Genomic DNA, 14,262 nt, shown 5'->3' on the forward strand with positions numbered 1-14,262 from the left:
CCCTCCCTTCCTCTCCCTCTCCCCCGTCACCTCGCCCACGGGTCCCTCTCGTTCGGGGCCACCTCGGGCCGCTTCGGGCCGCTTCGGAGAAGTTGGCACCGACCGGGAACCGATCACCCCTGGTTCGGGGTCCTCACCTGCGTAGATCTCCCCCGGCGCGGGCGGGAGATCCTATGAACGGTTATGCTGCGGCAGACGGCGCGCACAGATGTGCGCGGTGCGCCGTTACGGGGCGGTAGCTCAGCCGGTTAGAGCAGCGGACTCATAATCCGTCGGCCGTGGGTTCGAGTCCCACCCGCCCCACGGGCGCAGGTGTACGAAACACCGTCGCCACCTGCACACGGAGCGCCCCACCCGGTCCACGCCGGGTGGGGCGCTCCGGCTTTCCAGGGGCGGCCCGCGAGCGCCACGGGCGAGTCGGAGCGCTCCCTCGCCCCCTCCTTCGAGTGAACCTCGGCATCACTCGTTCGCGCACCCAGAAGCCGCTCCTTCCGCGCCCGGGCGGCGAGCACCCGCCGATCCGACCACCCGGAAATCTCGTCACCCCCTTGACCGGTGACGCTGCCGGCGACGTCCAACCACCGGCCGCGCGCGCCCGCTGGAGGCCGGGCCGCAGCGAACGGGCGGCCCTGGCAAGCAGACCGGCCGAGACGACCGCGCCAACTGCCCGTGGTGGGCGGCAGTACGGCGAGGTCCACTCCCCTCTCGGACGTCAACAGTGGTTGACACACCTCTACTGTCACCTTAGGTTGACAGCATGGCAGGTACCGAAGCGCAGGAAGCGGTGCACACCGCTCAGGACGCCATGAACAGCGACCCGGCGGTCGGCCTGCGGGCCGTCGCCGCGTTGCGGCGGCTCGCCGAGCGGCTTGAGGCGCTCCAGGTCGACGGCGCCCGGCGCCAGGGGTGGTCCTGGGACGAGATCGGGGCAGCCCTGGGTGTCAGCAGGCAGGCGGTGCACAAGAAGCACGCGAAGCGGACGGAGAGGTGAGGTTGGATGTTCGAACGGTTCAGCAAGGAGGCGCGGGAGATCGTGATCCGCCCGCAGGACGAGGCCAGAGCGCTCGGGCACGAGTGGATCGGCACCGAGCACCTGCTGCTCGCGGTGCTGCGCCACCCTCAGCAGCCGGGTGCGGCGACTCTCACGCGCCTCGGCGTCACCCCCGCCTCGTGCCGGGCGGCGGTCGCGGGGGTGGTGAGCGGGGCGGGCGACGACCTCGGAGCACAGGACGCCGAGGCGCTGCGGGCCTTCGGGATCGACCTGGAGGAGGTCCGCCGACGCGCCGAGGAGTCGTTCGGGCAGGGAGCGCTGGACGATCCGGCGAGCACCGGCGACACCGGCGCCCGCGGGCCGGCCGGGCGGCACCGAGAAGGCGCCCGCGCACTGTCCCGACACCTTCCGTTCGCCGCCCGGGCGAAGAAGGCCCTGAAAGACGCGCTGCGCGAGGCGCTGGCGCGCAAGGACCGGCGCATCGGTGTGGAGCACGTCGTACTCGGCCTGTCGCGCTCCGACGACAACATCTCCCTGGGAGTCTTCACCCGGCTCGGCGTCGACCCCGAGAGCCTGAGGCAACGGGTGCTCAGCGACCTGCGGGAGGCCGCCGCCTGACACCGCCTCGGGGCCGGGGAGAGGGGCGGGGCGGATGTGGCTGACGTGACGTCAACTCCTCGCGCGGGCTCCGCAGGAGGCGTACAACCCCGGGCGGGGCCAACGTGTCTTACTGGGTATCCGGCGCATCGGCCACATGCCTCGGATGTCTCGTCTTCGACCGTTGTTCAGGAAAGAGGGGGAAAAATCACTATGCGCTCCACCCGTTACTCCAAGGGCGCGCTGGTCGCGGCCACCACGGCACTGGTGCTGTTGCCCGCCGGCGCGGCGTACGCGGGCAGCGGCCCGGCCACCGGCCCTTCGCAGAAGCTGACCCGCACCTCGGCCCCCTCCCCCGAGGGGAACCCGGCGAGCAAGCTGGCCAAGGCCTCGGGCGTCTGCGACGACGCGGTGCAGATCGGCGAGCGCGCGCTGATCAAGCGTGGCTCGGAAACACTTGCCTCCGTCAAACAGTTCTACTCGAAGAAGTGCGACGAGAACTACGCCTACCTGTGGGTGTGGGAGAGCTTCCGCAAGACCGCCGAGCCCTACGACGTGACCCTGGGCGTCTACAGCTACGACGACGACTCGGTGCACGCCACCAAGGCGTGGAAGGCCACCAAGCAGCAGGAGTTCTGGACCGAGGGGGCGAACACGGTCGAGGCCTGCACGTCCGCCGTCGGCTCCCTGCGCCCGGCGGGCTCGCCGCAGGCCTACCAGGCGTTCTCGCAGAAGCGCTGCTGAGCGCGGACAACCGGGGGCCAATGACCGGGGTCCGGCACCGCGTTGGCGGGCCGGACCCCGGCCGTACGACCCGCCGTGACGGGTGAATCCCGGCCGTGGACGCCGTGGGATCTTACTGTGATGCCCGATCCGGCCTTTTTGTCCGGAAGATCACGCTCTCCCTGAGGAGGAGACCCATGCGTACCCTTCCGCCCGTCAAGGGCGCCCTCGTAGCCGCGGCCTGTGCGCTGGCCCTGCTGCCCGCCGGTGCCGCCCAGGCCGGTTCCGGTCCGGCGCCCGCTCCTGGCGGCGACCGCGGGGCGACGGCCATGAACGCCGCCCCCGAGTCCAGCCCCTTCGAGGACTCGGCCCGGCAGGCACGCGTGTGCGCCGACGCCTACCAGATCGGCTCCACCGGCCACATCAAGCGCAAGGGCCACGTCATCGCGTCGGTGAAGCAGTTCTACTCGCCGCGCTGCAAGCGCAACTACGGCTACCTGTACGTGTGGAAGAGCTTCCGGCAGAAGCACCCGCACTGGTCCACCAACATCGCCGTGTACGACTTCAAGACCCACAAGCTGGTGGGCCTGCGCAGCTGGAACCGCACCAAGGCGGCGTCCTTCTGGTCGTACCCCGCGGACACGGTGCGCCACTGCACGGCGGCCCGCGGCGTGGTGCGCGCCCCCGGCGACAGCAAGCAGAACTTCGCCTACTCCTCGAAGCGCTGCTGACCCGGGCCCCACAGCACCACCCCGCAGCACCACCCCGCAGGACGGCGCAGCACCGCGCAGCACTCCGGACCCGTGGCCGTACAGACCGGTCACGGGTCCGCCGTGTGCCCCGGAACGGGTCGCCCCCGGAGCGGGTCGCCTCCGGAACGGGTCGCCTCCGGAGCGGTTGGCCTGGAAGCCCGTACCGCGGGGCTCACACGGCCGAGGCCATCCGGCGTACGGCCTCGTCGAGGATCTCGGGCGAGGTCGCCAGGTTGAGCCGCACGTGCCCGGCTCCCCCGGTGCCGAAGGCGGGGCCCGAATTGAGGGCCACCCGCCCTCGCTCCAGGAAGACGGCGGCGGGATCGTCGCCCAGCCCCAGGGCGCGGCAGTCGAGCCACGCCAAGAAGGTGCCCTCGGCCGGGCGGTAGCCGACGCCGGGCAGGTGGCGTCGCAGGAGGCCGGCGAGGAGCCGCCGGTTGTGGTCGAGCCCCTCCAGCAGGCTGTCGAGCCAGCCGGTGGCGTGCCGCAGGGCAGCGGCGTGGGCGAGGACTCCCAGGTGGCTGGGGCCGTGACCCACCTCTTCGGGCATGCGGGCCAGGTCGTCGGCGGCCTCGCTCCCCGCGAGAGCGAGCGCGGCCTTGAGCCCGGCCAGGTTCCACGCCTTGGAGGCGGACATCAGGCTGAACGCGTGCTCGCCGCCGGGCACCGAGAGGTAGGGCACGTGGTGTGCGCCCGGCAGCACCACCGGCGCGTGGATCTCGTCGGCGACCACCCGCACGCCGTGTGCCTGCGCGCGGGCGGCCACGCCGGTGAGTTCGTCGGCCGTGTGCACCGTGCCGGTGGGGTTGTGCGGACTGCACAGCAGGTAGGCGGCGCGGCGACCGCCCTCGACGGCCCGGGCGAAGGCGGTCTCCAGGGCGGCGGGGTCCAGCCGCCCCGCCCCGTTCAGCGGGGCCTCGATCACCCGGCGGCCCAGGTGCGTCACGAACTGGTAGAAGGGCGTGTAGACCGGGGAGTTGACCACCACGGCGTCCCCGGGCCCGGTGATCAGCTTGAGCACCTCCACGACGCCGAGCATCACGTCAGGGACGAGGGCCGTGCGCTCCGGTGGGACCTCCCAGCCCCAGCGGCGCCGGGTGAAGTCGGCGAGCGCCTGAGCGTAGACCGGGCCTGCCGGGTAGCCGGTGTCACCCAGCCGCACCGCCTCGGTGATCGCCTCGGCGACCGGCTCCGCCAGCGGCACGTCCATCTCGGCCACCCACAGGGGAAGCACGTCGGGCGCGTAGGCGCGCCATTTCATGCTGGTGCGTCGGCGCAGCTGGTCGAGGGTCAGGTGGCGCAGGGGGTTGGGCGGGCGTGCGGTGCCGGCGTTCGGGTGCGGCGGCAGTTCGGGCTCGGTCGCGCGGGTCACGTGGGCTCCCTTCACGGCGTCTGCGGTGCGGGCTTCGCTCGGGTCTCGCGGTGCGGGCTGCGCTCAGGTCTCGCGGCGCGGGCTGCGGTGGATTTCAGGGCGCGGGCTTCGGTGCTGTCTCACCGTGCGGGCTTCAGGACGTCTCGTGGTGCGGGGGCGTTGCACTGCGCACGACGGTGACCGCTCTCACGCTAGGACGGCCCGGCACGCTACGCGACAGTGCGCGCGTACGGGCGGGCGGACAGCCAGGCGGGATGAGGCATGGATCACGGGTGCGGGGGGCCGGGTCCGGTACGGGTACCTATGAGGCATCATTCCGGCCATGGGGATAGTCGCCGGACTGGACAGCTCAGCCGAGTACACAAGCATCGTCGTCTGCGACGCGGAGACGGGCGCGATCGTGCGGCACGGCCATGCCGCGCACCCCGGGGAGCGCGACGATCCGCAGTCCTGGCTGCTCTCACTCGGTGAGGCGGCAGGCGGCGGGCAGCTCGCCGACGTGCAGGCCATCGGCGTCTCCGGACAGCAGCAGGGCCTCGTGGCGCTCGACGACGCGGGCGCCCCGGTCGGGCCCGCCCTGCTCGGAAACGACCAGCGGGTGCAGACCGCAGCCGCCGACCTGGTGGACGCGCTGGGCGGACGCGAGGCGTGGGCGCAGGCCGTGGGCACGGTGCCCCAGGCCTCCCACCCGGTCTCGAAGCTGCGCTGGCTGGCGCGCGAGCAGGAGGAGGCCGCCCGCCAGGTGGCCGAGGTGATGCAGCCGCACGACTGGCTGGTCTGGCAGTTGCTGGGGCGCCCGGAGCGCCGGGTGACCGACCGGGGCGACGCCTCGGGCACCGGCTACTGGTCGGCGGCGACCGAGTCCTACCGGCCGGACCTGGTGGAGCTGGCGCTGGGCCGTCCGGCGCGGCTCCCCGAGGTCGTCAGTCCCTCCCAGCCGGCCGGGCACACACCCGAGGGGCTGCTGATCTCCGCGGGTACGGGGCAGACGATGGCCGCCGCGTTCGGGCTCGGGCTCGGGCTGGGCGACGCGGTGATCTCGCTGGGCGCCACCGGCTCGGTCTGCGCCGTCCATCACGAGGCGCTGGGCGACCCGACCGGCACCATCACCTCGTACGCGGACGCGACCGGGATGTATCTGCCTGTGGTGCGCACGCTGAACGCGACCCGGGTGCTGCGGGGCGCCGCCGGGATGCTGAGCACCGATCTGGAGGGCCTGTCCGAGCTGGCTTCGGAGTCGACGCCCGGTTCCTCGGGGCTGGTGCTGCTGCCGTATCTGGAGGGTGAGCGGACTCCGCAGCTGCCGTACACGGCGGGCTCCCTGCACGGGTTGCGGCGCGAGAGCATGAAGCCGGAGTTCCTGGCGCGTGCCGCCGTGGAGGGCATGCTGTGCGGGCTGGCCGACGCGCTGGAGGTGCTGCGCGGCCGGGGGGTTTCGGTGCGCCGGGTCTTCCTGCTGGGACAGGCCGCGAATCTGCAGGCAGTGCGGACGGCGGCGCCCGCGCTGCTGGACGCTCAGGTGGTGGTGCCCGAGCCCGCCGACTACGCGGCGATCGGAGCGGCGCGGCAGGCCGCCTGGGCGCTGTCCGGGTCGGGCTATCCGCCGCAGTGGCCCGCCGCGGCCTGCCAGGTGTTCGAGGCGGGCGAGGAGCGTGCCGTCGGGCAGGCCGTGCGGCAGCAGTACGTCACGGTGCGCGAGGAGATGTACCCGGGCGCCCTGCCGGTGTAATCCCGGCGCGGCTCCGGCGCCGCTCCGGCGCGCCCCCGCCGCAGTCTCGCCGCAGCCCCGCGGTACCCCGCAGCCCCGTAACCCTTCCCTTTGCCAGGACTTGGCCGGGGTTGCGGTGGAAAAAACTCAAAAGGAGAGGCGGCCACGTGCCGCACGCAGTTACCCTCTTCCACTTCTGCTTCCCACCCTCACTGACCACGAGGACATCCGTGTGCTGATCCGCCTTCTGAGCGCCCGGTTGCGCCGCTACCAGCGGCCGATCGCGCTCCTCGTCCTGCTCCAGCTCATACAGACGAGCGCCACGCTCTATCTGCCCACCCTCAACGCGGACGTCATCGACAAGGGTGTCGTCGTCGGCGACACCGGCTACATCCTGCGGCACGGCGGCCTGATGCTGGCGGTCTCGGTGGTGCAGGTCGTCTGCAACATAGGTGCCGTCTATCTCGGGGCGCGCACCGCCGCGGCGCTCGGCCGGGACGTCCGTGCGGGGGTCTTCGACCGGGTGCAGTCCTTCTCGGCCCGGGAGGTCGGCCACTTCGGCGCCCCGTCGCTGATCACCCGTACCACCAACGACGTGCTACAGGTCCAGATGGTGACGCTGATGGCGTTCACGCTGGTGGTCACCGCGCCGATCATGTGTTTCGGCGGTATCTTCATGGCGCTCGGCCAGGACGTGCCGCTCTCTTCCGTGCTGCTGGGCGTGGTCCCCGTGCTCGGTGTCGCCGTCACGCTGATCGTGCGCCGGATGCGGCCGCTGTTCCGCACCATGCAGGAGCGTCTCGACCAGGTGAACCGGATCCTGCGCGAGCAGATCTCCGGGGTGCGCGTCATCCGCGCCTTCGTCAAGGACGACTTCGAGCGGCGCCGTTTTCACGGGGCGAACACGGACCTGACCGACCTGCAGGTGCGTACCGGCCAGCTGATGGCGCTGATGTTCCCCGTCGTGATGACGGTCGTGAACCTCTCCAGTGTCGTCGTGGTCTGGTTCGGCGCCCACCGCATCGACAACGGGGACATGGAGATCGGCGCGCTGACCGCGTTCCTCTCCTACCTGATGCAGATCGTGATGTCGGTGATGATGGCCACCTTCATGTTCATGATGGTGCCGCGCGCCGAGGTGTGCGCCGAGCGCATCCAGGAAGTGCTCGACACCGAGTCCAGCGTCGTGGCGCCCTCGGCACCTGTGCGCCAACTGCGCCGGCACGGCCATCTGGAGCTGCGGGGCGCCGGGTTCGGGTTCCCGGGCGCGGAGGCTCCCGTGCTCCAGGGCGTCGACCTGGTGGCGCGTCCCGGCGAGGTGACGGCCGTCATCGGCTCCACGGGCAGCGGCAAGTCGTCCCTGCTGGGGCTGATCCCGCGGCTGTTCGACGCCACCCAGGGCCAGGTCCTCGTCGACGGGGAGGACGTGCGCACCCTCGACCCCGACCTGCTGGCCTCGACCGTCGGGCTCGTGCCGCAGCGTCCCTACCTGTTCTCCGGCACGGTCGCCTCCAATCTGCGCTACGGCCGCCCCGACGCCAGTGACGAGGAGCTGTGGCACGCGCTCGAGGTCGCACAGGCCAGGGACTTCGTCGAGCGGATGGAGGGCGGCCTGGAGGCGGAGATCGCGCAGGGCGGCAGCAACGTCTCCGGCGGGCAGCGGCAGCGGCTGGCGATCACGCGGGTACTGGTGCACCGCCCCGAGATCTACCTGTTCGACGACTCCTTCTCGGCGCTGGACTACGCCACCGACGCGGCGCTGCGGTCCGCGCTGGAGAGGGAGACCGCCGAGGCGACGGTGGTGATCGTCGCCCAGCGGGTGGCGACGATCCGGGACGCCGACCGCATCCTCGTCCTGGACGAGGGGCGCGTGGTGGGCGCGGGACGGCACGACGCGCTGATGGAGAGCAACGAGACCTACCGGGAGATCGTGCTGTCCCAGCTGACCGAAAGTGAGGCCGCCTGATGAGTGGTCCCGGAATGGGCGGAGCACCGCCCCGGCGGTCGATGGATTTCAAGGGGTCCGGCAAACGGCTGCTCGGCCAGTTCCGCCCCGAGCGCGGCAGGCTGTTGCTGATGCTGGCTCTCGTCGTCGCCAGCGTCGCCCTGAACGTGATCGGCCCGAAGATCCTCGGGCACGCCACCGACCTCGTCTTCGGCGGCTTCATCGGCGGCAAGCTGCCCGAGGGGCTCACCAAGGAGCAGGCGCTCGACGGGCTGCGCGAGCGCGGGGACGGCGGGGCCGCCGACATGCTCTCCGGCATGGACTTCACCCCGGGCCACGGCGTCGACTTCGGTGCCGTGGGCGGCGTGCTGCTGACGGCTGCCGCCGTCTACGTGGCCGCCGGGCTGCTGATGCTGTGGGGCACGCGGATCTCGGTGCGGGCCATCAGCCGGACGGTCTTCAGGATGCGTGAGCAGGTCGAGGCGAAGCTGTCCCGGCTGCCGCTGTCCTACCTGGACAAGCAGTCGCGCGGCGAGGTGCTCTCCCGGGTCACCAACGACATCGACAACCTGGGGCAGACGCTCCAGCAGACGATGGGCCAGATCGTCAACTCGCTGCTGACGATCGTCGGTGTGCTCGGCGTGATGTTCTGGATCTCGCCGCTGCTGGCGCTGGTCGCGCTGGTGACCGTGCCGCTCTCGGCGCTGGTCGCCACGCGCGTGGGCAAGCGCGCGCAGCCGCAGTTCGTCGACCAGTGGAAGTCCACGGGCGCGCTGAACGCGCACATCGAGGAGATGTACACGGGCCACTCGCTGGTGAAGGTCTACGGGCGGCAGCGGGAGTCGGCCACCGTCTTCGCCGAGCAGAACGAGCAGCTGTACAAGGCCGGGTTCATGGCGCAGTTCATCAGCGGCATCATGCAGCCGGCGATGATGTTCGTCGGGAACCTCAACTACGTGCTGGTGGCGGTCGTCGGCGGGCTGCGGGTGGCGTCCGGCGCGCTGTCGATCGGCGACGTGCAGGCGTTCGTGCAGTACTCGCGGCAGTTCAGCCAGCCGCTCACCCAGGTCGCCTCCATGGCGAACCTCATCCAGTCGGGGGTGGCCTCGGCCGAGCGGGTCTTCGAACTGCTCGACGCCGAGGAGCAGTCCGCCGAGCCCGACGAGGCCCACGCCCAGCGGCCCGACCGGCTGCGGGGCCGGGTGGAGCTGGAGCGGGTCTCGTTCCGCTACACCGAGGACAAGCCGCTGATCGAGGACCTGTCCCTGGCGGTCGAGCCCGGCCAGACGGTGGCGATCGTCGGCCCCACGGGCGCGGGCAAGACGACGCTGGTCAACCTGTTGCTGCGGTTCTACGAGGTCCGCTCGGGCCGCATCCTGCTGGACGGCACCGACATCGCGGCGATGTCCCGCGAGGAGTTGCGCGCGGGGATCGGCATGGTGCTCCAGGACACCTGGTTGTTCGGCGGCACCATCGCGGAGAACATCGCCTACGGCGCCCAGGGGGCGACGCGCGCCCAGGTGGAGGAGGCCGCGCGCGCCGCGCACGCCGACCGGTTCATCCGCACGCTGCCGGACGGCTACGACACGGTGCTCGACGACGAGGGTTCGACGGTGAGCGCAGGTGAGAAGCAGCTCATCACCATCGCCCGCGCCTTCCTCTCTGATCCGGTCATCCTGGTACTGGACGAGGCGACCAGTTCCGTCGACACCCGCACCGAGGTGCTGATCCAGCGCGCGATGGAGCACCTCGCCTCGGACCGGACCAGCTTCGTGATCGCCCACCGCCTCTCCACCATCAGGGGCGCGGACGTCATTCTGGTGATGGAGAACGGCTCCATCGTGGAGCAGGGCGGACACGAGGCCCTGCTGGCCGCGGACGGCGCGTACGCGCGGCTGTACAAGTCCCAGTTCGCGGAGGCCGTGGTCGAGGTGGACTAGGGTCCGCGGTCTCGGCGGAGCCCGGTCTCGGCGGAGCCGATCTCAGCAGAGCCCGATCTCAGGAGGGCCAGGGACGAGGGCGCGGGACTGCCGCGTGCCGGAGAGGGCCTCGGCGCGCTCCGTTCGCGCGCGGCGCGGGCCTCGGCGCGCTCCCGCCAATGCCCGGCGAGGCCGTGCCCAGCGGCCCGGTGGGCCTCGGGCCCGCCGGGCCGCAGCGGGCGGCGTGGCCGGTGCGACCACCGGCCACGCCGCCCGCTGCACGGGGAGACGACGCCTACGACGCCTCCCGCGGTGGGACGGCGACGTCCGCCCGCGAACTGCTGGAGCCGCGGGCGGTCACTCGCCCGCGTACACCGCGTCGATGGGGCGGCTCCGCAGCGCCGAGCGGGTCGGCAGGCTGATCGACAGCCACCCCAGCAGGGCCACGAAGACCACGATGCCGCCCCAGGCCAGCGGCTGGACGTGCGGGATCGGCTGGCCCGTCAAGCCCAGGGCGCAGCCCACGGCAGGCGGGATGGCGATGGCCGTTCCGACGGCGAGCGCGGTGAGGACCACGACCCACGACTCCAGGAACATCATCCGCCGTGTCTGCCGCGTGCTGGCGCCGATCAGGCGCAGCATGGCGAACTCGCGGCTGCGGCCCGTCGTTGCCATGACCAGGGTGTTCACCACGGCGATGAGGACGTAGAGCATCAGCAGCGCGTTGGCGATGAGGTTCGTCCAGGACTGCTGGGCGAACTGGCCCTGCTGGACGGCGTTGAACTCCTGCGGGCTGTTCACCGTGAGGCCGGGCGTGCGCTCGGCCAGTTTCTCCAGCCCGGCCTCCACCTGCGGGGACGCGCCGCCGCTGCCGGCGCTGACCAGCAGTGCCGCGTCCTGCTGGTTGGCGGTGTGCTCGGTCAGCATCCGGTGCGGCAGGGTGACGTCGCCGAAGCCGAGGCCCTTGCCGTAGACGGCGATGACCTTGAGCTTCTTGTGCACTCCGTCACCGAGGTTGATGTCGGCGGTCTCACCGACGTCCACCCGTGCCGTGTCGGCGGCGATCCAGCTGAGGGCCACCGTGTCGCCCCGCAGCTTGTCCATGCTGCCCTCGCGCACGTCGAGGTCGAGCGTGCGGTCCAGGTCGCGCGGGTCCAGGCCCTGGGCGCTGAAGGGGTTGGAGGCCGGCTTGTCGATCTCGATGTAGTTGAGCAGCACCTGCGAGCGCGCCACCGGCGTGACGGTCTCGACACCGTCGAGGGCGCGGACCTTCCGCGCCAGGTCGGTGGAGAGGCCCGTGGTGTCGCTGGTGACCACGTAGTCGGAGACGACACCGGTCGCCGCCTGGTCCTTGGCCGTCGCCTCGACGGTGTTCAGCATCGACAGCTGCATCAGCGCCATCGCGGTGCCCAGCGCCAGGGGGACGACCGCGCTGCTGAGCCGGCGGGCATTGGCGCTGCTGTTGGCGCCGGCCAAGAAGCCGCTCACCCGGGACCGTTTGAACAGCGGCGTCAGCATCCGGGTCGCCGCCTGCACCAGGATGGGGCTGATCAGCGCGCTGCCCACCATGAGTACCACCAGCGACCCGCCGGCCCCGGCGATCGCCACCTGGCCCGGGATGACCAGTGGCAGCACGATCGACGCCACCAGGCCCAGCAGGAGCAGGCCCACACCGACCCTCTTGCGGGTGCCGCCCAGCTCCTCCTGCTCCGTCTCGGACTCGCTCAGCGCCTCCACCGGCCGGATCCTGGCGATGCGGAACGCCGCGATGAACCCCGCCAGCCGCGCACCCAGCACGGTCAGCAGCACGGCGGCGACGGCCGGCAGCGGGTTGAACGACAGCTCGAAGTCCTGCGGCAACACGCCGACGTGCGCGAACGCGTCCCGCAGCAGTCCGGCCGCCAGAAAGCCGGGCGCCGCGCCCAGCACCGCTCCGACGACCGCCACCAGCAGCACCTCGCTGCCGATCAGCTTGTGCACCTGACGCGGCGTCGCTGCGATGGCGCGCAGCATCGCCAGCTCCCGGCGGCGCTGGTGGATGACCAGGCCGAGGGTGGAGGAGACGACGAAGATGACGACGCCGAGCGCCGTGCCGCCGAACGAGGCGGACAGCGGGACGAGGAAGCCGCGGGACTTGCCGACGTCCAGGAACTCCAGGTCGCCGATCTCGTCACCGGTGTAGGTGACGACCTCGGCCCCGGCGACGGCCTCGTTGATCTTTCCCGCGAGGTCGCCCGCGTCGGTCCCGTCCTCGCCCAGGACGCCGATCGCGGTCAGCCGGTCGGGGCGCGGGGAGAGAGCGGTGGCCTGTGCGTCGGTGAAGAAGGCGGCCGACTGCCGGTCCAGGCCGTTCGCGGGCGCGTCGACCAGGCCGACGACCCGGTAGGCGTGCGGTGTCGTCCCGACCGAGAGCCGCGCGGTGTCCCCGACCTTCAGCCCGGCCCTGCGGGCGAGCCCGGTGTCCAGCACCGTCTCTCCGGCGCTGCCCGGCCTGGTGCCCTCCGCCAGTTCGAAGGGGCCCAGCGCGGTCGAGGACCAGCCGTGGCCGTACAGCGGGTGGTCGAGCCGTACGGACTCGCCTCGTGCGCTCCCGTCGTCCTTGTGCAGGTTCATCTCGACGGTGTGGTCGCGCACGACCTTCTCGACGCCGTCGACGCGGGAGACCTGCTCGGCCATCGACGCCGGGACGGTGACGCGCTCGGGGAAGCTCGGGTCGAAGTTCTGACTGACGTCCTTGGTCTGCTGCCCGCCGACCATGACGGTCGCACCGGCGTACCGCTCGGGGGCGACGCCCGAGAGCAGTCCCGACATGAGCAGTACGCCGCAGGCGGTGATCACGGCCGAGCCGCAGATCACGGCGATGAACGCCGCGATGAACCCGCCTTTGCGGTTCTTGATGGTGCTCCATGCGATGTCGAACACGAGTGTCGCCTCACCAGTCGCCGAGGTGCGTCATGTGCTCGGCGACCTGCGTCGGCGAGGGCCGGTGCAGTTGGCCCGCCAGCCGCCCGTCGGCGAGGAAGAGCACCGTGTCCGCGTAGGAGGCGGCGACCGGGTCGTGGGTCACCATCAGCACGGTCTGGCCTATCTCGTCCACGATCTGCCGGAACAGCTTGAGGACCTCCTGGCTGGTGCGGGTGTCCAGGGCGCCGGTCGGCTCGTCGGCCAGCAGCGCGTCCGGCCGGGTCACCAGTGCGCGGGCGATCGCCACGCGCTGCTGCTGGCCACCGGAGAGCTGGTTGGGCCGGCGGTCGACGTGTTCGTGCATGCCCACCCGGGTCAGTACCTCGCGCAGCCACGCCTCGTCCACGGCCATGTCCGCCAGCCGCGCGACGAGGGTGACGTTCTGTGCGACCGTCAGCGCCGACATGAGGTTGTAGGCCTGGAAGACGTAGCCGATCCGCTCCCGGCGGACGGCCGTCAACGCGGCCTCCTTCATGCCGGCCAGTTCCGTGTCGCCGAGGTAGACGTGACCTGTGGTCGGCCTGTCGAGCCCGGCGACGCAGTGCAGGAAGGTGCTCTTACCGGAACCCGAGGGGCCCATGACAGCGGTGAAGGTGCCGCGGGGAACCTCCAGGGAGATTCCCCGTAGCGCGGTGACGGCATTGTCCCCTTTGCCGTATGTTTTCGTGACGGAGTCCAGCCTCATGGCCGCTGTCCGCGAGCCCATCGTGGCCACGGACCCTCCCCATTCCGGTGTCATCTACTTGCCCTTCCGATTGTCGGCAGCTGCACCGTATGCGAGAGCCGAGGAGGAACACGAACCTCCTGAATCCCGTATCGATGGTGGAGCCAGCTACACCATCGCGGGGTGCTGAGCACTCCACGGCGCACGGCCCTGGCCGGTTCACCTGCCGGTTCGGTACTCCGGTCGGGGTCCGCCCCCACTGGCGGCCAGCGCCCGTGCCTCCGCGCCCAGGGGGATTGATGCGGCGTCAGGACGCGGGCGTACGCTGCCTCGGCCGGCGGCGGCGGGCAAGGCTGGGGGTGTGCAGGTGCCAGACCGTACACGGGCCGGATACGGCCTCGTCGGGTCCGCGTGCCTTCTTCGCGGTCGGGAAGACTTCCTCGCTCGCCCAACGGGCCCCGGCGAGGCGCGTACGAGCTCGGGGGCGACGGTTTCGCCGGGGCGCGCAAGCGGGATGGCAGAGCGCGCTCGTCCGGACGGGCCGGGACGCGCTGGGCCGGGGCGGGCCGGACGGGCCGGGCCGCGGCGAGCCGGAACCGGCTTGTTGGCGGGCCGGSCCGGSCGGCC

Annotated in this window: 10 protein-coding genes and 1 tRNA gene; 8 read left to right on the forward strand and 3 right to left on the reverse strand. The window is 71.7% G+C overall.

Features of this window, described 5'->3' with window-relative positions; genetic code table 11:
* Positions 1–229 precede the first annotated feature (229 nt).
* From AB8Z75_RS20495 to AB8Z75_RS20515, 5 genes are all read left to right on the forward strand, one after another.
* Positions 230–303, forward strand: a tRNA-Ile gene (locus tag AB8Z75_RS20495).
* 454 nt (positions 304–757) lie between these two features.
* Entirely contained in the window at positions 758–991 is a 234-nt protein-coding gene (locus AB8Z75_RS20500; protein ID WP_369204063.1) for a hypothetical protein, read from the forward strand.
* Positions 992–997: 6 nt separating this feature from the next.
* Positions 998–1,609 carry a Clp protease N-terminal domain-containing protein gene (locus tag AB8Z75_RS20505; protein ID WP_369204065.1) on the forward strand — a complete coding sequence of 204 codons (612 nt, stop codon included), beginning with the start codon at positions 998–1,000 and terminating at the stop codon, positions 1,607–1,609.
* A gap of 192 nt (positions 1,610–1,801) precedes the next feature.
* Positions 1,802–2,332: a hypothetical protein gene (locus AB8Z75_RS20510; protein ID WP_369204067.1), complete on the forward strand. Its 531-nt coding sequence runs from the start codon at positions 1,802–1,804 to the stop codon at positions 2,330–2,332.
* A gap of 176 nt (positions 2,333–2,508) precedes the next feature.
* Positions 2,509–3,042, forward strand: coding sequence for a hypothetical protein (locus AB8Z75_RS20515; protein WP_369204069.1), 534 nt, complete (start codon positions 2,509–2,511; stop codon positions 3,040–3,042).
* A gap of 193 nt (positions 3,043–3,235) precedes the next feature.
* Here the strand turns inward: AB8Z75_RS20515 and AB8Z75_RS20520 are convergent, their stop codons facing one another.
* Positions 3,236–4,324 (reverse strand): MalY/PatB family protein, encoded by a 1,089-nt coding sequence (locus AB8Z75_RS20520; RefSeq protein ID WP_369204080.1) that lies wholly within the window; start codon positions 4,322–4,324, stop codon positions 3,236–3,238.
* Between the two features lie 433 nt (positions 4,325–4,757).
* On the opposite strand from AB8Z75_RS20520, the gene AB8Z75_RS20525 reads away from it, so the two are divergent.
* The 3 genes from AB8Z75_RS20525 (at position 4,758) to AB8Z75_RS20535 (ending at position 10,028) form a co-directional block, all read left to right on the forward strand.
* Positions 4,758–6,164, forward strand: coding sequence for an FGGY family carbohydrate kinase (locus AB8Z75_RS20525; RefSeq protein WP_369204071.1), 1,407 nt, complete (start codon positions 4,758–4,760; stop codon positions 6,162–6,164).
* A 211-nt stretch (positions 6,165–6,375) separates the two neighbouring features.
* Positions 6,376–8,109: an ABC transporter ATP-binding protein gene (locus tag AB8Z75_RS20530; RefSeq protein WP_369204073.1), complete on the forward strand. Its 1,734-nt coding sequence runs from the start codon at positions 6,376–6,378 to the stop codon at positions 8,107–8,109.
* Positions 8,109–10,028 (forward strand): ABC transporter ATP-binding protein, encoded by a 1,920-nt coding sequence (locus AB8Z75_RS20535; protein WP_369204075.1) that lies wholly within the window; start codon positions 8,109–8,111, stop codon positions 10,026–10,028. The genes AB8Z75_RS20530 and AB8Z75_RS20535 overlap by 1 nt, the downstream gene beginning before the upstream one ends.
* A 336-nt stretch (positions 10,029–10,364) precedes the next feature.
* Here AB8Z75_RS20535 and AB8Z75_RS20540 read toward each other — a convergent pair whose 3' ends face one another.
* Positions 10,365–12,929, reverse strand: a complete 2,565-nt coding sequence (locus tag AB8Z75_RS20540; protein ID WP_369204077.1) for an ABC transporter permease — start codon at positions 12,927–12,929, stop codon at positions 10,365–10,367.
* Positions 12,930–12,939: 10 nt separating this feature from the next.
* Positions 12,940–13,710, reverse strand: coding sequence for an ABC transporter ATP-binding protein (locus AB8Z75_RS20545; RefSeq protein WP_369204079.1), 771 nt, complete (start codon positions 13,708–13,710; stop codon positions 12,940–12,942).
* Positions 13,711–14,262 lie beyond the last annotated feature (552 nt).

This window comes from Streptomyces sp. PU-14G, from assembly GCF_041028275.1.
Taxonomy (GTDB): Bacteria; Actinomycetota; Actinomycetes; order Streptomycetales; family Streptomycetaceae; genus Streptomyces.

Bases quoted from the DNA above. Each gene is read 5' to 3' on its own strand.
- AB8Z75_RS20535 (WP_369204075.1), top strand. From the start codon at position 8,109: ATGAGTGGTCCCGGAATGGGCGGAGCACCGCCCCGGCGGTCGATGGAT.
- AB8Z75_RS20520 (WP_369204080.1), bottom strand. From the start codon at position 4,324: ATGAAATGGCGCGCCTACGCGCCCGACGTGCTTCCCCTGTGGGTGGCC.
- AB8Z75_RS20505 (WP_369204065.1), top strand. From the start codon at position 998: ATGTTCGAACGGTTCAGCAAGGAGGCGCGGGAGATCGTGATCCGCCCG.
- AB8Z75_RS20500 (WP_369204063.1), top strand. From the start codon at position 758: ATGGCAGGTACCGAAGCGCAGGAAGCGGTGCACACCGCTCAGGACGCC.
- AB8Z75_RS20510 (WP_369204067.1), top strand. From the start codon at position 1,802: ATGCGCTCCACCCGTTACTCCAAGGGCGCGCTGGTCGCGGCCACCACG.
- AB8Z75_RS20545 (WP_369204079.1), bottom strand. From the start codon at position 13,710: ATGACACCGGAATGGGGAGGGTCCGTGGCCACGATGGGCTCGCGGACA.
- AB8Z75_RS20515 (WP_369204069.1), top strand. From the start codon at position 2,509: ATGCGTACCCTTCCGCCCGTCAAGGGCGCCCTCGTAGCCGCGGCCTGT.
- AB8Z75_RS20525 (WP_369204071.1), top strand. From the start codon at position 4,758: ATGGGGATAGTCGCCGGACTGGACAGCTCAGCCGAGTACACAAGCATC.